The organism is Brevundimonas sp. BAL450 (assembly GCF_015767455.1).
Lineage (GTDB): Bacteria > Pseudomonadota > Alphaproteobacteria > Caulobacterales > Caulobacteraceae > Brevundimonas > Brevundimonas abyssalis.
Genome location: NZ_JADWOW010000055.1, coordinates 50,263 through 67,938, shown reverse-complemented (window position 1 = coordinate 67,938; position 17,676 = coordinate 50,263). Strand labels below are relative to the sequence as shown.

Here is a 17,676-nt window from a genome sequence, read left to right as displayed (position 1 = left end):
CGTCTGGGTGGTCTGGCAGGTCGCTTTTCTGGTGACGTGACGCGCCCGGGCCCATGAGTGTCGGAGCAAGGCGTGGCGCACGAAGCCGGTAACGGGTTCATCCATCTTCGGGTCAAGTCGGCCTATTCGCTGCTGGAAGGCGCGATCAAGGCGGGCAAGGTGGGCCAGCTGGCGGCCGGCCAGGGCATGCCGGCCGTGGGCGTCGCGGACCGGGCCAACCTGTTCGGGGCGCTGGAGTTCAGCCAGGCGGCGCGGGACGCCGGGGTTCAGCCCATCATCGCCTGCGCCTTGCCCGTTCTGGAGATCGGCGGGCGGATGAGTCAGCGGTGGGCGAAGACGCCCACGGTCGTCCTGATCGCCCAGAACGAGACTGGCTGGCTGAACCTGTGCGCGCTGTCGTCGGCGGCCTATCTGGGCTCCATGGCGCTGGCCGAGCCAGGTGTTCCGTGGTCGCTGGTTGAGCAGCATGCTGAAGGGCTGATCCTGCTGTCGGGCGGGCCGGACGGGCCGGTGGACTGTCTGTTCGCGGGGGGCAAGACCGCCGAGGCGCGGGCGGCGCTGGACGCCATGAAGGCGGCCTTCGGCGACCGGTTCTATGTGGAGCTGCAGCGGCACGGTCTGGACGCCGAGAAGGCCGCCGAGCCCGGGCTGGTGCGCTGGGCCTATGACAGCGACGTGCCTCTGGTGGCCACCAACGACGTCCATTACGCCGAGGCGCGGCAGGCGAAGTCCCACGACGCCCTGATGTGCATCGCCGACGGGGCCTTTATCGGCCAGGACGACCGCCGCCGGGTGACGGGCCAGCACTGGTTCAAGCCCGCCGCCGACATGCGGGCCCTGTTCGCCGACCTGCCGGAGGCTTGCGACAACACCATAGAGATCGCCCGCCGCTGTGCGTTTCTGGTGCAGACCCGCGCGCCGATCCTGCCCCGGTTCGACACCGGCGCGGGCCGCAACGAGGCCGACGAACTGGCGCACCAGGCTCGCGAGGGCCTGAAGGCCCGGCTGGACGGCCTGACGCTGGCGGCGCCCGAAGAGGAATACTGGACGCGGCTGGAGTGGGAGGTGTCCATCATCCAGCAGATGGGCTTCCCCGGCTACTTCCTGATCGTGTCGGACTTCATCAAATGGGCCAAGGCCCACGGCATCCCCGTGGGGCCCGGCCGGGGCTCGGGCGCCGGGTCGCTGGTGGCCTGGTCGCTGACCATCACCGACCTTGACCCCATCCGGTTCGGCCTGCTGTTCGAGCGGTTCCTGAATCCCGAACGGGTCTCCATGCCCGATTTCGACATCGACTTCTGTCAGGAGCGGCGAGAGGAGGTCATCACCTACGTCCAGCAGCACTACGGCGCCGACCGGGTGGCCCAGATCATCACCTTCGGCACCCTGCAGGCGCGGGCCGTGCTGCGCGACGTGGGCCGGGTGCTGCAGATGCCGCTGGGGCAGGTGGACCGTCTGGCCAAGATGGTGCCCGCCAACCCCGCCAATCCGGTAACCCTGGCCCAGGCCATCGAGATCGAGCCGCGCCTGAAGGAGGCCCGGGCCGCCGAGGCGTCGGTGCGCCACCTGCTGGACACGGCGCTGGAGCTGGAAGGGCTGTACCGCAACGCCTCGACCCACGCGGCGGGGGTGGTGATCGCCGACCGGCCGCTGACCCAGTTGGTGCCGCTGTATCAGGATCCGCGGTCCGACATTCCCGCCACCCAGTTCAACATGAAATGGGTGGAACCGGCGGGTCTCGTGAAGTTCGACTTCCTCGGCCTGAAGACCCTGACGGTGCTGGACCGCGCGCGGGGCTATCTGGAGCGGCGGGGCGCGGCGCAGGACTGGAGCCGCCTGCCGCTGGATGATGCGCGCACCTATGAGCTGATGGCCTCGGGCCAGACGGTGGGGGTGTTCCAGCTGGAATCCCAAGGCATGCGCGACACCCTGCGCAAGATGCGCTGCGGCTCCATCGAGGAGATCACGGCCCTGATCTCCCTGTATCGACCCGGCCCAATGGAGATGATCGACACCTATATCGACCGCAAATTCGGGCGGGCCGAGGTGGACTATCTGCACCCCAGCCTGACCGAGGTGCTGACCGAGACCTACGGCGTCATCATCTACCAGGAGCAGGTGATGAAGATCGCCCAGATCCTGGCCGGCTACAGCCTGGGCGAGGCCGATCTGCTGCGCCGCGCCATGGGCAAGAAGAAAAAGGAGGAGATGGACTTCCAGCGGGCGCGCTTCGCCAAGGGCGCGTCGGAAAAGGGAGTCCCGGAGGAGCAGTCGGGCGGCATCTTCGATCTGGTGGCCAAGTTCGCCGGTTACGGCTTCAACAAGTCGCACGCCGCCGCCTACGCGATGATCTCGTTCCAGACCGGCTGGCTGAAGGCCAACCATCCGGTGGAGTTCTTCGCCGCCTCCATGAGCCTGGATATCTCGAATACCGACAAGCTGGCGGTGTTCTATCAGGACGCCCGGCGCTTCGAGGTGCCGATCCGGTCGCCGGACATCAACGCCTCCTCGGCCGATTTCGACGTGGCCTTTGACGATGAGGGCAAGGGGGCGGTGCTCTATGCGCTGGGCGCCATCCGTAACGTGGGGCTGGAGGCCATGCGCCACGTGCAGGCCGTGCGGGAGGAGGGCGGGCCGTTCGCCGACATCTTCGACTTCCTCGAGCGGGTCGATCCGCGCAGCGTCAACAAGCGCGCGCTGGAGAACCTGGCCCGGTCCGGCGCCTTTGACAGCATCCATCCGAACCGGCGTCAGCTGTTCGAGCAGGCCGACAAGCTGATGGCCTATTGCCAGAGCGTGGCCGCCGAGCGCGCCTCGTCGCAGGTCAGCCTGTTCGGCGGGGATCAGGCCGGCGCCGCGCGGCCGCGACTTGCGGCGGTGGAGCCTTGGGTTGGGCCGGAGAAGCTGGACGAGGAACTGTCGGCCGTCGGCTTCTACCTGTCCGGTCACCCGCTGGAGGACATGGCCGAGGTGCTGAAGCGCCGCAAGCGCGTGACTTTCGTGGCCGAGGCCCTGGGTCTGGCCGAGGCGGGGCACGAGGCGTTCAACATGGCGGGCGTGGTGCGCCGTCGTCAGGAGCGGGCCAGCGCCCGGACGGGGGAGAAATTCGCCTTCGTCACCTTCTCGGACCCCACCGGCGAGTTCGAATGCCTGTTCCCGCCCGAGCAGCTGCGCGCCTGCCGCGAGGTGCTGGAGCCCGGCGCCGCGGTGCTGGTGCGGGTGCGGGCCAAGGCGGCGGACGGAGAGGTGCGCTTCTTCGGCGATTCCGCCAGCCCCATCGATACAGCCATGGAGCAGGCGGTCGTGGGCCTGCGCATCCATGTGTCGCCGCGCGCCGCCGAGCTGGAGGCCCTGCGCTCGCGGCTGGACCGCGCGGTCAGCGACCGGGGCGGGGAGGTGGTGCTGGTCGCCTCGCTGGAAGGACGCACCGAGGTGGATATGAAGCTGCCCGGCCGCTACCGGCTGGACGCGTCCCTGCGCGGGGCGCTGAAGTCTGCGCCGGGCGTGGTGATGCTGGAGGATGCCTGATTTCTCCGCTCATCCCGGCGAAAGCCGGGATCAAGTCCTGTCCAGCTTGACGCCGGCGTTTCAGGACTGGCGAGCGGTTGATGATCCTGATCCGCTGCAACACCCAAAGCACTGGGTCCCGGCTTTCGCCGGGATGAGCGGAATATTGTTCAGTGATACCGCCGCATGAGGCCGACCAGCTTGCCCTGGACCTCGACCTGGTCGGGGCCGAAGATGCGGGTTTCGTAGGCGCGGTTGGCGGGCTCCAGGGCTATGGATGCCCCCTTCTTTCTCAGGCGCTTGAGGGTGGCTTCCTCGCCTTCCACCAGAGCCACGACGATCTCGCCGGAACTGGCCGTGTCGACGCGCTTGATGACCACCATGTCGCCGTCGAGGATGCCGGCCTCGATCATGGAGTCGCCCTCGATCTCCAGCACATAGTGCTCTCCCGCGCCCAGCATGCTCTCGGGCACCATCAAACGGTCGCGCTCGTGCTGGATGGCGGCGATGGGCGTGCCGGCGGCGATCTTGCCCAGCAGGGGCAGTTCGCGGGTGTCGTTGGCGGGCTGGATGGCGGCGGGACGGCCCGCGCCCTCGATCACCTGGGGCGTGAAGGCGGCGCGGCCGCGTGACGGGGCCGAGGCGGTGGCCTGTTCCGGCATCTTGAGCACTTCCAGCGCCCGCGCCCGATGAGCCAGACGGCGAATGAAGCCGCGCTCCTCCAGCGCCGTGATCAGGCGGTGGATGCCCGACTTGGAGGCCAGATCCAGCGCCTCCTTCATCTCGTCGAACGAGGGCGAGACGCCCGTCTCCTTGATGCGTTCATGAATGAACATCAGGAGTTCGTGCTGCTTGCGCGTGAGCATCGGCCATCTTCCCCGCGGGCCGCTCCGGAATCACTCCGGGAACAAGCCGTGAACTGATGCCGATGTTCTGTAAGTGTTCTTCGTTAATGTCAACTTACCGACAGCAACGCTTTCGTCGCCGCCGTGACGTCGTCCTGGCGCATCAGGCTCTCGCCCACGAGGATCGCGCGGGCCCGGGCGTGAGCCACGCGGGCCACATCGGCGGGCGTGAAGATGCCGCTCTCCGCCACCAGCAGGGCGTTTGACGGGCGCAGCAAAGCCAGACGCTCGGTCGTTTCCATATCCACCTCGAAGGTCCGCAACGAGCGATTGTTGATGCCCACCAGATCAGCCTTCAGCCCGCAGGCGCGGGCCATTTCCTCTTCGTCATGTGTCTCGACCAGGGCGTCCATGCCGAATCGCGCCGCCTCGGCCATCAGCTCGGCGGCCAGGGTGTCGTCGATCATGGCGAGGATGACGAGGATGCAGTCGGCGCCCAACGCCCGGCTCTCGGCCACCTGCCACGGGTCGACGAGAAAATCCTTGCGCAAACAGGGCAGGGCGGTGGCCTCGCGGGCGGCGCCCAGATAGGCGTCGTCGCCCTGGAAGCTGGGGCCGTCGGTCAGCACCGACAGGCAGGCCGCGCCGCCGGCTTCGTACGCTTTCGCCAGCGCGGGCGGGTCGAAGTCCGGACGGATCAGGCCCTTGGACGGGCTGGTTTTCTTGATCTCCGCGATCAGGGCCGGGCGGTCGGGCGCAGCCTTGTCCTCAAGCGCCTGACGAAAGCCGCGCGGCGGCGAGGCGGCGGCGGCCAGCGCCTCGATGTCGGTCTGGGAGCGAGCGGCCTTGCGCGCCGCCACGTCCTCGCGCTTGTAGGCGGCGATGCGGCTCAGAACGTCGGTCACGCGGCGGCCTCTTCCTCATTGGTGATGCGCACAAGCGCGTCCAGGGCGGCGCGGGCGCGTCCGTCGTCGATGGCGGCGGCGGCCAGGGCCGCGCCCTGGGCCAGATCATCGGCCTTGTCGCTGACCACCAAGGCGGCTGCGGCGTTCAGCAGCACGATGTCGCGATAGGGACCGGCGGCGCCGTCCAGCAGGGCGGTCAGGGCGCGGGCGTTGTGGGGGCCGTCGCCGCCCATCAGATCGTCCATCGCGGCCTCGGGCAGGCCTGCGTCGGCGGCGGTGACGGTGAAGCGGCGCACGGCCCGGTCCCGCCATTCCGCGATCTCGGTGGCCCCCGTGGTGGTCAGCTCGTCCAGACCCTGGCCATGCACGGTCCAGGCGCGCACAGCGCCCAGACGGCCCAGGACCTCGGCCAGCGGCTCGAGCAGGCGCGGATCATAGACGCCCATGACCTGACGCTTCGCCGTCGCAGGGTTCGAAAGCGGGCCCAAGAGGTTGAAAACCGTACGGAAGCCGATGTCGGCGCGCACCGGCGCCACATGCTTCATGGCGCTGTGGTGGGCAGGGGCGAACAGGAAGGCGATGCCGGCCTCGTCAAGCGCGCGGCGCTGCCGGGCGGGGGAGGCGGCCAGATTCACGCCCAGCGCGGCCAGCACGTCGGAGGAGCCGGATTTCGAGCTGACGGCCCGGTTGCCGTGCTTTGCGACCTTCAGCCCCGCGCCCGCCAGCACCAGCGCCGAAGCGGTGGAGATATTGAAGGTGTGCAGGCCCGATCCGCCGGTGCCGCAAGTGTCGATCACCTCATAGGGCAGGTCCAGCTTCAGGGCCGCGGCGCGCATTTCCGTGGCGAAGGCGGCGATTTCCTCCACCGTTTCGCCGCGCAGACGCAGGGCGGTGACGGCGGCGGCCATCTGGGCGGGGGTGGGCTCGCCGCGCAGGCAGGCGGCGAAGAAGGCCCGCGCCTCATCGGCGGTCAGGGCGCGGCCGTCGGCCAGCTTTGACAGGATGGGCTTGAAGGCGTCCGACATGGCTCAGGCGGCGGCCAGACGGCGCACGCCGGCGATGTCGAGGAAGTTGGCCAGCAGGTCGTGGCCGCGCTCGGTGGCGATGGATTCGGGGTGGAACTGGACCCCGTGGATCGGGCGGGTGCGGTGCGCCAGGCCCATGATCTCGCCGTCGGCGGTCCAGGCGGTGACCTCCAGCACGTCGGGCAGGCTTTCACGCTCCACCGCCAGGCTGTGATAGCGGGTGGCGGTGAACGGATCGGGCAGGCCTCGGAACACGCTCTTGCCCTCATGCCGGATGGGCGAGGTCTTGCCGTGCATCAGGGTCTTGGCCCGGATCACCTTGCCGCCGAAGGCCTGACCCATGGCCTGGTGGCCGAGGCAGACGCCGAAGATGGGCAGGCTGTCGGGGGCCTTGGCCAGCACATCGAGGCAGATGCCGGCCTGATCCGGCGCGCAGGGGCCGGGGGACAGCAGCACCGCATCGGGGTTCAGCGCCAGCGCCTCGTCGGCGCTCAAGTCGTCATTGCGGATGACATGCGTCGGCGCGCCCAGTTCCGCCAGATAGTGGACCAGGTTGTAGGTGAAGCTGTCGTAGTTATCGACGACCAGGATCATGATGCGGCTGTTCTAGGCCGGGTGCATCGCCTCGCCAAGGAGAATGCTCCTGTCCCGGAAAGGGAAAGCTAACGGGTGCGTCCTAATCTCTGCGGGCAACAAGCGGAGAGGGGCCATGACCGAGGCCGACGCCATCCAACGTGCTCGTGAACTTCTGGGGCCGCCGCCGGCCCGTGATCCGGCCATGGGCGCGCTGGGCGCGGCCCTGCTGGCGGCCGTGTCCGCCCTGGTGATGGCCGGTGCGGTGATCATGGGGCCGGGGTTCGAGGTGGATCCGTCTTCGCCGGGCGTGATGCGCGGTTTCGACTGAGTCTGGCCCGGCGTCTGCTGGCCCGGCGCTTGCTTGAAACACGGCATGCGCACCATTCTGACACTCTCCGCCGTCGTCGTCCTGGCCGCCGCCTGCGCGCCGAGGCCGCACCCTTATCCGGTCGCCGAGGCGCCGTATCTGCTTCACGTGCCTGCGCCGGGGACGGATTACCGCTATCGCAGCGGGCCCCAGGGCTTCGGCCGCACCGGGCCGGTGTACGCACCCGGACCGGCGGATGGTCCCTATGGTCCTCGCTATGGCGGACACGGCGAAGGCTATCAGGGCCCTGCACCCCATGGCCCGCGGCCCGGCTATGGCGGCTACGGCTATGAGTCTGAGGCCTATGGCTATGGCCCGCGCGTCCGTGGGTATTCAGACGGCTATGCCTGGGGCGATCGGCGCCATTCGGTCCGCGGCGGATCCAGCTATGAAAGCCGCGAGATGATGACCGAGGAGACCTACATCACCGGCGGAGTCATCGTGGAGCGCGAAGGGCCGCGGGCGCCGCACCGGCCTGCGCCTTACCCGGACACGTCGGGATACCAGTCTTACCCCGGGCCTTACGCCCAATCTCCGCGGTATGAGTCGCCGCGTGTCGAAACGCCGCCGACCCCGCGGCCCTATCCCGATGCGGGCCCCGAGCCCTTCTACTGATCAGCCGAAGCGCCAGGCTTCCTCGGCGGCGGCCTTGAGGGCGCGGGACTTGTGCAGGGTCTCTTCGTATTCGGCCTTGGGGTCGCTGTCGGCGACCACGCCGGCGCCCGCCTGAACATGCATCATGCCGTCCTTGAACAGGGCGGTGCGCAGGACGATGCAGGCGTCGATCTCGCCGCCTGACGAGATGTAGCCCGCCGCACCGGCGTAGCCGACGCCGCGTTTGACCGGCTCCAGCTCGTCGATGATCTCCATGGCCCGCACCTTGGGCGCCCCCGACAGGGTGCCGGCGGGCAGGGCGGCCAGCAGGATGTCCACCGGATGCAGGTCCGGCCGGGCCTTGCCCGTGACGTTGGAGACCAGATGCATGACGTGACTGTAGCGCTCCACGAAGAAGCTCTTCGTCACCTTGACCGAGGCCGGTTCGGCAACCCGGCCCACGTCGTTGCGGCCCAGATCCACCAGCATCAGATGCTCGGCCCGCTCCTTGGGATCGGCCAGAAGCTCGGCCTCCAGCGCCTGATCCTCCTCCGGCGTCTTGCCGCGCGGGCGGGTGCCGGCGAGAGGGCGGATGGTCAGTTCGCCGTCACGCAGGCGGACCAGAATCTCGGGGCTGGAGCCCGCCAGCTGGAAGTCGCCGAAGTTCATGTGGAACAGGAAGGGCGACGGGTTGGTGCGGCGCAGGGAGCGGTAGAACGCGAAGGACTCCCGGGCGAACGGCGCGCTGAACCGCTGGCTGGGCACGACCTGGAAGATGTCGCCCGCCGCGATGTAGTCCTTGGCCCGGCCGACGATGGCGGCGAAGCCGGCTTCGGTCTCCGAGGCCTGGAAGACGACAGGATCAGGCGCGCCGGGAGCGGGGCGGGGGGTTGGCTGGTTCAGGCGCTCGACCACGGCGTCCAGCCGGGCCACGGCGGCCGCATAGGCGGGCTCGGCCTCGCCGCCGTCCGGCCAGGCCGGGGTGGCCAGGATGATCTCCTGGGCCACGCCGTCGAAGATGGCGACGATGGACGGACGCGTCAGGACGGCGTCGGGCAGGTCCAGCGGGTCGGGATTGGCCTCGCCGATGGGCTCGAACAGGCGCACCAGATCATAGCCGAAGACCCCGAACACGCCCGCGGCCATCGGCGGCAGGCCTTCGGGCAGCGGGATGCGGGCGTCATCCACCAGGCGCTTCATGGAAGCCACGGCGCCGTCCGGCTCGGCCGTGAAGTGGTCCGCCGCGATGTCCTCGCCGCGCGCCACCTCGGCCTTGTCGCCGCGACATCGCCAGACCAGATCGGGCGCCAGGGTCAGGATGGAATAGCGCCCGCGCCAGGCGCCGCCTTCCACCGATTCGAACAGGAAGGCGTAGGGCTCGCCCCGGCCCAGCTTGAGACAGGCCGAGACCGGGGTCTCCAGATCATCGATCAGGCGGCGGAACACCACCTGCGCCCGGCCTTCGCTCCAGCCGCGCGCGAAGTCCCCCGGGGAGGGCGAAGCGGCTTCGCGGCTCATTCTTCCTCGGCGACGGGCGCGGCGGGCGCCTGCGACGGGGCGATGCCCAGGGCGTTCAGGGCGCGATCGGGCCAGGTGCGGACGTTCATCTGATCGGCCGCGGCGGCGCGTGCGCCGTCGCCGAGCGCTTCGGCCGCCTGCATGCTCATCTGCGGGCGGATCTGCTCGGCGCGAGGGGCGGCGAGGGCCGCCACGGGCGCGCGGATGCGGTCGACGCGTCCGACCACGAAGCTCTGACCGTCCTGCTGACCGCTGAACACCTGCTCGACACCCTGGCTGAACAGGCCGCGCATGACGCCCTGTCCGACCTGGGTCTGGGTTTCCTCGTTCTGCTGAACGCCGGTGCGGGTCACCAGCTCGGCGTTCACGGAAGCCGCGACCTCGGCGATGGACTCGCCGCCGCGCACGCGGCCGGCCAGTTCATCGGCGAGAGCCGCCAGGCGCCGGGCGTTCTCACGCTGCAGCCAGTTCTGGACCAGGGGCTCGCGGACGTCGTCAAGAGACGGCATGGCGGCGGGCGTGACCTCGTTCACGCGCACCACGAAATACTGGCCCTGGCCGGCGTCGATGACGTCGCTCTCGCCGCCTTCGTCCTGGGCGTAGGCGCTACGCAGGACCGGCTCGGGCGCGTTCAGCGGCTGACCGTTGGGCAGGCGGCCGTCCTCGGTGAAGGGCGGCAGGTCGATGACCCGGGCGCCGGCGGCCTCGACCGCCTCGGCCAGGGACGCGCCGTCCTGACGGGCCTGTTCGTAGCGCTCGACGGCGTCATAGGTCTGGCCGCGCATGGCCTCCTCGCGCAGTTCCTGAACGATGGCCTCGCGGGAGGACGCCAGGGTGGCGGCCTGACCCGCCGTGACGGACTCGACCAGGATCACGGTCCGGCCCAGGCCGCTGCGGACGGGGCCGACGACCGCGCCCTCTTCAGCGCCAAAGGCGGCGGCGGCGATGGCCGGATCGGTAACGGCCGAACGGGCGCGGTTCTCGTATTCCACCGGCTGAACATCGTTGGCCGCGGCCACCGCGGCGGGGGACTGCCCGCCGCGCAGGCCCTGGGCGATGGCGGCGGCGGTTTCCTCGTCGGCGGCGGTCAGGGTGGTGAAGGTGCGGGTCTCGGCCTGGGACAGGGATTCGCGACGGAACTCGAAGCGCTCCTGGATCTGTTCGTCGGTGATCGGCGGCAGATCGGCTTCGGACGCCGGGCTGAACACGACCAGGGAGATGGTGCGGAATTCGGGGCGGCGGAGCTGCTCGGCGTTTTCGTTGAGGTAGGCGGTGAGCTGCTCCTCGGTCGGAGGCTCGGCCTGCCCCGCCATGGCCGGGGTCACGACGAACCAGCTGCCGTCGCGGGTGTGCAGCGACTGGCCGGCGAGCACGGCGCCGTAGATGCGCGGCAGGCGCAGGCCCGCGTAAATGGCCGCGCCATAGTGGTTGGCGGCGAGCTGGTCGCGGATCTCAGCCTCGAAATCGGCCTCGGTCACGTTCTGCTGGGCAAGGGTGGAGGCGTACTGCTGCGGGTCGAACTGGCCGGTGACCTGATTGAAGAACACCGGGAACTCGCGAATCTGGGCCGCGATCAGTTCGGCGCCGGGACGCAGGCCGGAGCGCCAGGCCCACGCCAGGAACCCTTCGGACTCGGCGATGCCTTCCAGAATCTGGAGATGGCCGCCCTGGTCGACGAGATCCTGCATCGTGATGGCCTGGCCGGACTGTTCGCGGAACGCCTCGACCCGCTGATCCACGATGCGTCGATAGTCGAGCTGGCTGATCTCGCGGCTGCCGGCCTTGACCACGGGGCCGTTGCTGCTGCCGCCGCCCAAGAAGTCGGTCGTGCCGACGATCACGAAGCTCAAGGCGATCAGGCCCACGATGATCGGGGCCACCCAGGACTTCGACAGCTTGCGGAACGAGGAGATCATGCGGCGGGGCCCTGGATCACGGAGCGCAAGAGTGCGCAGACTGGCCGTATAGGGGAGGGGGCGGCGGTCCCGCAAGCGGGGAGCCCCTTGGCTTGGCCATAACCCCCGCCTAAACAGCGGTCATGACACATATGAGACCCCTGATCGCCGGGAACTGGAAGATGAACGGGACCGGCGCGGCCCTCGATGAGGCGAAGGCGCTGGCCGCCGCCCTGAAGGCCGAACCCGCCGCCGCCCGCGTGGCCCTGTGCCCGCCCGCGACCCTGATCGAGCGCCTGGCCCGGGCCGTGGAGGGCTCGGCCGTCGAGGTCGGCGGGCAGGAGTGCCATGCGGAGGCCTCGGGCGCCTTCACCGGCGACGTATCGGCGGCGATGCTGGCGGATGCGGGCGCGGGCCTGGTGATTCTGGGCCATTCGGAGCGGCGGGCCCTGCACGGCGAAACCGACGCCGACGTGGCGGCCAAGGTGGAGGCGGCGCTGGCGGCCGGGCTGGAGCCGGTCATCTGCGTCGGCGAGACCCTGCAGCAGCGCGAGGCGGGCGAGGCCGTGGCGGTCGTTCAGGCGCAGGTCGCAGGCTCTCTGCCCAAGTCACTGAATGGAAAAGACTTTGCCGTCGCCTATGAGCCCGTCTGGGCCATCGGCACGGGGCTGACCCCGACGGTGGAGCAGATCGAGGAGGTCCACCGGGCGGTGCGGGCGGCGATGGTGGCGCGGCTCGGCGAAGCCGGCCGCGCGGCGCCGATCCTGTACGGCGGGTCGGTCAAGCCGTCGAACGCCGCCGAGATCCTGAAGACGCCCGAGGTGGGCGGGGCGCTGGTGGGCGGGGCCTCCCTGAAGGCTGGAGACTTTCTGGGCATCATCCGGGCGGCGTGAGCACCCCCGGATTTCGGACTCTGGACCCAAAAAACAGAGTCCGAATAGTACGAATTGTCCGAAATCGGCTCCGCCGGGTCCTGATGGCCAACCATTGTAAGGGCGCCGGGAGGGCGTGGGCGAAACCAGAAATCAGCCCGCCTTCTCCGCCGCCTTGGCCGCGTTCCACAGGGCGTCCATTTCGGCCAGGTCCGACTGGTCCGGCGTGCGGCCGTCCTTCGCCAGTTCGGCCTCGATGAAGCCGAAACGGCGGATGAATTTGGCGTTGGCGCCCCGCAGGGCGTCCTCGGGCTCCACCTCCAGCTTGCGGGCCAGGTTGGCCACCACGAACAGCAGGTCGCCCATCTCCTCACGGGCCTTGTCCAGATCGCCCGCCGCGATCTCGGCGCGCAGCTCGGCCACTTCCTCGTGCAGCTTGTCGAACACCTCGTCGGTGGAGGGCCAGTCGAAGCCGACGCGGCCCGCCCGCTTCGTCAGCTTGGCGGCGCGGGCCAGGGCTGGCAGGCCCACGGGCACGTCGTCCAGCACCCCGTGCTGGGCCCTGGCCACCCGCTCTCCGGCCTTGATGTCCTCCCAGCGCGCCTTCTGGGAGACGGCGTCCGTCTTTGCGGCCTCGTCGCCGAAGACGTGGGGGTGGCGACGCTCCAGCTTGTCGGCCATGGCGACGACCACGTCGTCGAAGGCGAACAGGCCCTGCTCCTCGGCCATGCGGGCGTGGAAGACGACCTGGAACAGCAGGTCGCCCAGCTCGCCCTTCAGATCATCCAGATCGCCGCGCTCGATGGCGTCGGCCACTTCATAGGCTTCCTCGATGGTGTAGGGGGCGATGGTGGCGAAGGTCTGGGCCACATCCCACGGACAACCGCCGTCGGGGTCGCGCAGGCGCGCCATGATCTGGATCAGGCGGTCGATGGGGCGGGGTTCGGTCATGGCGAGGGCTTATCGTGCTGGGCTCGCCGCATCCAGAGCGGCGCGGATCTCGGCGTGGCGGGCCTGGGTCAGGGGATAGCGGTAGAGCGCCCAGGCGCCGAGCATCAGGCACAGGGCCGGCAGACCCGCGAACATGACCTGCAGCCACATGAGGGCGGCGGGGCTGTTGTTCTCCACCAGCGCCGGATTGAAGCCTGAGAACTGCAGGCCGGTGAAGGTCAGCACCGACACTGCATAGCCCAGCTTGGAGGTGGCGGTCAGGATCGAGAACAGCAGGCCGGTGCGGTCCGCGCCCTGCTCAAGCCTCACTTGGTCGGCCACGTCGGCCATCATGGCCCGAAGCAGCAGGTCGCCCGAGGCGAAGGCCAGACCCACCAGCGCCACCATGATGGCCGCCATGATCAGGGGCGAGACGCCAAGGGCCGTGGCCAGAACCGGCGCCCCGAAACTGGCCAGCAGCAGGGTCACGGCGAAATAGACGCAGGCCAGAATCAGGGCGGCGTGCTTGCCCAGCCGAACCGCCAGGGCGCTCCAGACGGGGGCCCCGATCAGCCCGGCCACGAAATAGACCAGCAGCAGGATCGAGGTCTGGGCCCGCTCGAAGCCCTGAACCGCCTCGAAGAAGTAGAAGAACAAGGCGCCGACCACGCCGCGGGCGATGCCCAGCATCAGGTCCGCGCCCAGCAGGCGCTGCATCACCGGCAGTTTGAACAGGCTCAGATAGGCGAAGCGCGAGGCGGCGTCGGCGGGCGGGCCGGGGGGCGGCTCAGGCGTGAAGGCGAAGGTGATGGCCAGGGTCACGGGCAGGGCGATGATGATGAACCATCCCTGCCAGCGCACGGCGGCGGCGTAGTCGCCCCAGCCCATGGACTGGACCAGCACCGGGATCAGCAGCACGGTCAGCACGCCCACGATGTTGGCGGTCTGCCACCAGCCGTAGATGCGCGAGCGCTGGTCGTAATCGGACGACAGGGCCGAGGCCCAACTGATCTGCGACAGGATGCTGACCGAGAAGCCCAGCGACATGATGATCAGCCACAGGGCCAGATAGCCGCCGCCGGCGCCCGGCCGGACCATGAACAGCATGGCCACCGCCAGCATAAGCACCGGCGCGGCCAGACCCATCCACAGACGATAGCGGCCGAAGCGGCTGTGGGTGCGGTCGATGACCATGCCCAGCGCCGGATCGACGAAGATGTCGGCCATGCGGATGACCAGGAAGATGATCCCCACCAGGGCCAGATCGACACCCACATGGCTGGCGTAGAACTCGGGCAGGGTCACATAGACCGGCAGACCCAGCGCCGCGTAGGGCAGGCAGGCGGCGGAGAAGGCGGCCAGCACGCCGTTGCTGCGGCGCGGGGCGCGGACGGGCGATGAAGCGGCCGGCGAGGCGGCGGGCTGGGTCATGGGTGACGCCTGAGACGGCCGCTGAGTCGCGGTCTCCGGCATCTGACCGCCGCGCATGATCCTCGGCAAGCGGCTTGCGGGCGGGCGCGGGCTGATCGAATGTAGCGGCATGACCGCTTCGCGTCTGATCCTGACCCTGTTGATGGCCCTCGCCCTGGCCACGACGGCCCGCGCCCAGGCCCCGGACGATCCCTGCTGGGTCGATCTGGACGCCTTCAGCGACGCGGCCGTGGCCAACGGGCAGTCGGTGCTGAGCCTGGAATGGGCGCCCTTCGCGGGGATAGAGACGGGGTGGGAGACCTATACGCCGCTGATCCAGCAGGAGCTGGCGACCGTCTGTTCACCCGGTTCGCCCGGGTTCGCCGCGGCCCTGGCCGCGTTCCAGACGCGCTACGCCCTGGCGCCCACCGGCGTGTTCGATGCGGCCACGTTCCAGGTGTTTCGCGGCGTCTGGCAGGAGCGGCGGCCGTTCGTCATGGCGCGGGTGGCGGGGGAATGCCCCGAACCGCCGCCGATCAACACCTGGGCCTATCTGCTGCCCGAGGAAGAGCACGCCGACCGCATCACCCGCATGCTGCGCCGGGACGTGCTGGAGGCCTACCGCCGCATGGCCGCCGCCGCCCGGGCCGAGGTTCCGGAGATCGCGGCCGACCCCGAGCTGCTGCAGATCTTTTCCGGCCTGCGCGACCCGGCCGCCGACGCCGCCCGCTGCGCCGTGGAGGGCAATTGCGACGGGCTGCGGCGCGCGGTCTGCTCGCCCCACCGGACCGGCACGGCCATCGATCTCTATGTGGGGCACGCCTTCGGCTTCGGCGTGGACTCCACCGACGCCTACAACCGGCTGCAGCAGAGCCGGGGACCGACCTATCGCTGGCTGGTGGCCAACGCCCGCCGGTTCGGCTTCGTGCCCTATGTGTATGAGCCGTGGCACTGGGAATGGGTGGGGCCTTGAGCCGTCCTTCTCACATTGGGAGAAGGGGGAACCCGCGCATCGGCGTGCGTAGCGCGACGATCCGCGCGCGGGGGATGAGGGCCGTCCGGCCAGGTCGTAGAGAGCCGACCCTCACCCTGCGCGCGAAGCACGGATGCTGGCGCACCCGTGCGCGCAACCCTCTCCCAATGGGAGAGGGACGACGGTGATCCGCCCCCTCACTGCGGGCGAAAGGGATTTGGCCGAGGAGGTGTTCGGCGACGCCCTGGCGCTCGATCCGATCCGCATCGTGGGATCGCCTTTGCCGCGCGCCTTCGTGCCGGGCCGCTGGTTCGGGCGAGACTGGATCGTCTGGCCGCGCCGGGGGCTGCCCGACGACATGGCCGCCGCGCCGGTGAAGATTCAGGCCACCTTCATCCATGAGCTGGTGCACGTGTGGCAGGCGCAGCAGGGGGTGAATCTGCTGCTGGCCAAGCTGAAGGCCGGGGACAGCCGCGCCGCCTACGCCTATCCGCTGGAGCCGTGTGCCTGGGGCGGGCTGAACATCGAACAGCAGGCCTCGGCGGTGGAGCACGCCTTCCGCCTCAGCCGGGGGCAGACCGCGCCCGCGCGCGCCGCTTTTTACCGCGCCATGGTCCCGTTCCCGGCCTGCGGCATGGGCGGCGGGGGTGGTTTGAACCGCGTCTGACGCATCTTTTCTGACGGGGACGGGTTGAAACGGGGGAGGCAGGCGACCAAATCGGCAACTGATACGGTTGCAATATCGCCGGCCGGTTCATTCCAGACAGGGAGTTCCCCCCATGCCCAAGGTTCTCGTGCTTTATCATTCCACCTACGGCCACGTTGAGAAGATGGCCGAAGCCGTCGCCGAAGGGGCGCGCCAGGTCGAAGGCGCCCAGGTGGACATCAAGCGCGTCCCTGAACTGGTCCCCGAGGAGCTGGCGAAGAAGTCCGGCTACAAGCTGGACCAAGCTGCGCCCATCGCCACCATCGACGAGCTGAGCGACTACGACGCCATCATCATCGGGGCCGGGACCCGGTTCGGCACGGCCGCGTCGCAGCTGCGCAATTTCCTCGACCAGACCGGCGGCCTGTGGGCCAGCGGGGCGTTCACCGGCAAGGTCGGCTCGGCCTTCACCTCCACCGCCTCGCAGCACGGCGGCCAGGAAACCACCCTGATCGGCATGATCCAGACCCTGCTGCACCACGGCATGGTGGTTGCGGGCCTGCCCTACGCCTGGCAGGGCCAGCTGCGTCTCGATGAAGTGACCGGCGGCAGCCCCTACGGCGCCACCACCATCACCGGCGGCGACGGCTCGCGCATGCCCAGCGACAATGAGCTGGAAGGCGCCCGCTGGCAGGGCCGCTATGTGGCCGAGACGGCGAAGAAGCTGCACGGCTGAGAACTTTCGGCGCGTACGGGGGAGGGGGTCAGCCGGCCTTCTTCCTCGGCGCGGCCTTCTTCGCCGGCGCCTTTTTCGCGGGCGCGGCCGAGCCCTTGAGGCTGTTCTTCAGCGCCTCCATCAGGTCGATGACGTTGGTTTCGTCGGGCTCGGGCGAGGCCACCAGCTTCTTGCCCTTTGTCCTGGCGTTGATCATCTCGCGCAGGGCGTCGTCGTATCCGTCCTTGAACTCGGCCGGATCGAAGTCCGCTTCCTTCTGGCCGATGATCTTGTGGGCGATCTCGATCATGTCCTTGTCGGCTTTCACCGTCGGGATGTCGTCGAAGAAGTCGGCCGCGTCGCGCACCTCGTCCTGGGCCCGCAGGGTGTAGGCGACGATGCCCTTGTCGCGCACCTCCAGCGCCACCTGACGCTCCTTGCCGCGCAGCACCAGACAGCCCAGCGCCACCTTGCCCGCCTTCTTCATGGCCTCGCGGATGACCGAGAACGCCTCGGCGCCGTCCTTGTCGGGGACCATGTAATGGGGCGTGTCCCAGTACAGGCGGTCGATGTCCTTCTCGTCCACGAAGCGGTCGATGCTGATGGCCTTGGTGCTCTCCAGCTTGACCTTGTCGAAGTCGGCGTCGTCGAACAGGACGTATTCGTCCTTCCTGACCTCATAGCCCCGCACCAGATCCGACCGCTCCACCGGCCCGGTGTCCGGGTCGGTCGGCACCATGCGGATACGGTTATTGGTCTCGGGATTGATGAGGTGAAAGCGGATGTCGTTGGCCGAGGTGGTCGCCGTGAACAGCGACACCGGACAGCTGACCAGCGACAGCTTCAGGCGGCCTTGCCATGTGGGTCTCGCAACCATCGTTCAGCCCTTCTTCAAGGC

Annotated in this window: 16 protein-coding genes; 7 read left to right on the top strand and 9 right to left on the bottom strand. The window is 69.2% G+C overall.

Translation table 11 applies throughout. The annotated features are described in order from the left end of the window. Positions 1-72 precede the first annotated feature (72 nt). Positions 73-3,528: a DNA polymerase III subunit alpha gene (gene dnaE, locus IWC96_RS10690; protein ID WP_196838913.1), complete on the top strand. Its 3,456-nt coding sequence runs from the start codon at positions 73-75 to the stop codon at positions 3,526-3,528. Between the two features lie 149 nt (positions 3,529-3,677). On the opposite strand, the gene lexA is transcribed toward dnaE, so the two are convergent. From lexA to IWC96_RS10670, 4 genes are all read right to left on the bottom strand, one after another. After that, positions 3,678-4,373 carry a transcriptional repressor LexA gene (lexA, locus tag IWC96_RS10685; RefSeq protein ID WP_196838912.1) on the bottom strand — a complete coding sequence of 232 codons (696 nt, stop codon included), beginning with the start codon at positions 4,371-4,373 and terminating at the stop codon, positions 3,678-3,680. An 89-nt stretch (positions 4,374-4,462) separates the two neighbouring features. Further along, entirely contained in the window at positions 4,463-5,257 is a 795-nt protein-coding gene (trpC, locus tag IWC96_RS10680) for an indole-3-glycerol phosphate synthase TrpC (protein WP_196838911.1), read from the bottom strand. Then, a complete protein-coding gene (gene trpD, locus IWC96_RS10675) occupies positions 5,254-6,282 on the bottom strand; it encodes an anthranilate phosphoribosyltransferase (protein ID WP_196838910.1) in 1,029 nt (342 codons plus the stop codon). The genes trpC and trpD overlap by 4 nt, the downstream gene beginning before the upstream one ends. A 3-nt stretch (positions 6,283-6,285) precedes the next feature. Then, positions 6,286-6,876, bottom strand: a complete 591-nt coding sequence (locus IWC96_RS10670; RefSeq protein ID WP_196838909.1) for an aminodeoxychorismate/anthranilate synthase component II — start codon at positions 6,874-6,876, stop codon at positions 6,286-6,288. Positions 6,877-6,991: 115 nt separating this feature from the next. Here IWC96_RS10670 and IWC96_RS10665 point away from each other — a divergent pair, with 115 nt between their 5' ends. After that, positions 6,992-7,186 (top strand): peptidoglycan-binding protein, encoded by a 195-nt coding sequence (locus IWC96_RS10665; RefSeq protein WP_196838908.1) that lies wholly within the window; start codon positions 6,992-6,994, stop codon positions 7,184-7,186. Between the two features lie 45 nt (positions 7,187-7,231). After that, positions 7,232-7,840, top strand: coding sequence for a hypothetical protein (locus IWC96_RS10660; protein WP_196838907.1), 609 nt, complete (start codon positions 7,232-7,234; stop codon positions 7,838-7,840). On the opposite strand, the gene trpE is transcribed toward IWC96_RS10660, so the two are convergent. Together trpE and IWC96_RS10650 are read right to left on the bottom strand one after the other, a co-directional pair. Then, complete coding sequence (gene trpE / locus IWC96_RS10655; protein ID WP_196838906.1) at positions 7,841-9,337, bottom strand: anthranilate synthase component I; 1,497 nt, start codon at positions 9,335-9,337, stop codon at positions 7,841-7,843. It lies immediately after the preceding gene. Further along, positions 9,334-11,253: a peptidylprolyl isomerase gene (locus IWC96_RS10650; protein ID WP_196838905.1), complete on the bottom strand. Its 1,920-nt coding sequence runs from the start codon at positions 11,251-11,253 to the stop codon at positions 9,334-9,336. Before IWC96_RS10650 ends, trpE begins: the two co-directional genes overlap by 4 nt. A 122-nt stretch (positions 11,254-11,375) precedes the next feature. Here IWC96_RS10650 and tpiA point away from each other — a divergent pair, with 122 nt between their 5' ends. Further along, the gene (gene tpiA / locus IWC96_RS10645; RefSeq protein WP_196838904.1) at positions 11,376-12,125 is read left to right on the top strand and encodes a triose-phosphate isomerase; all 750 of its coding nucleotides are present in this window, start codon (positions 11,376-11,378) and stop codon (positions 12,123-12,125) included. Positions 12,126-12,257: 132 nt separating this feature from the next. Here tpiA and mazG read toward each other — a convergent pair whose 3' ends face one another. Next, on the bottom strand, positions 12,258-13,055 hold the full coding sequence (mazG, locus tag IWC96_RS10640; RefSeq protein WP_196838903.1) for a nucleoside triphosphate pyrophosphohydrolase: 798 nt from the start codon (positions 13,053-13,055) through the stop codon (positions 12,258-12,260). A 9-nt stretch (positions 13,056-13,064) separates the two neighbouring features. Further along, the gene (locus IWC96_RS10635) at positions 13,065-14,465 is read right to left on the bottom strand and encodes an MFS transporter (RefSeq protein WP_196838902.1); all 1,401 of its coding nucleotides are present in this window, start codon (positions 14,463-14,465) and stop codon (positions 13,065-13,067) included. Positions 14,466-14,520: 55 nt separating this feature from the next. Between IWC96_RS10635 and IWC96_RS10630 the strand changes: the two genes are divergently transcribed. The 3 genes from IWC96_RS10630 to wrbA all read left to right on the top strand — a co-directional run bounded on the left by IWC96_RS10630 (position 14,521) and on the right by wrbA (position 16,799). After that, the gene (locus tag IWC96_RS10630) at positions 14,521-15,417 is read left to right on the top strand and encodes a D-alanyl-D-alanine carboxypeptidase family protein (protein ID WP_231379013.1); all 897 of its coding nucleotides are present in this window, start codon (positions 14,521-14,523) and stop codon (positions 15,415-15,417) included. A 184-nt stretch (positions 15,418-15,601) separates the two neighbouring features. Continuing rightward, the gene (locus tag IWC96_RS10625) at positions 15,602-16,084 is read left to right on the top strand and encodes a hypothetical protein (RefSeq protein WP_370541131.1); all 483 of its coding nucleotides are present in this window, start codon (positions 15,602-15,604) and stop codon (positions 16,082-16,084) included. Positions 16,085-16,196: 112 nt separating this feature from the next. Continuing rightward, the gene (gene wrbA, locus IWC96_RS10620) at positions 16,197-16,799 is read left to right on the top strand and encodes an NAD(P)H:quinone oxidoreductase (RefSeq protein WP_196838900.1); all 603 of its coding nucleotides are present in this window, start codon (positions 16,197-16,199) and stop codon (positions 16,797-16,799) included. Between the two features lie 28 nt (positions 16,800-16,827). Here wrbA and IWC96_RS10615 read toward each other — a convergent pair whose 3' ends face one another. Beyond that, positions 16,828-17,655: a Ku protein gene (locus tag IWC96_RS10615; protein WP_196838899.1), complete on the bottom strand. Its 828-nt coding sequence runs from the start codon at positions 17,653-17,655 to the stop codon at positions 16,828-16,830. Between the last annotated feature and the right edge of the window lie 21 nt (positions 17,656-17,676).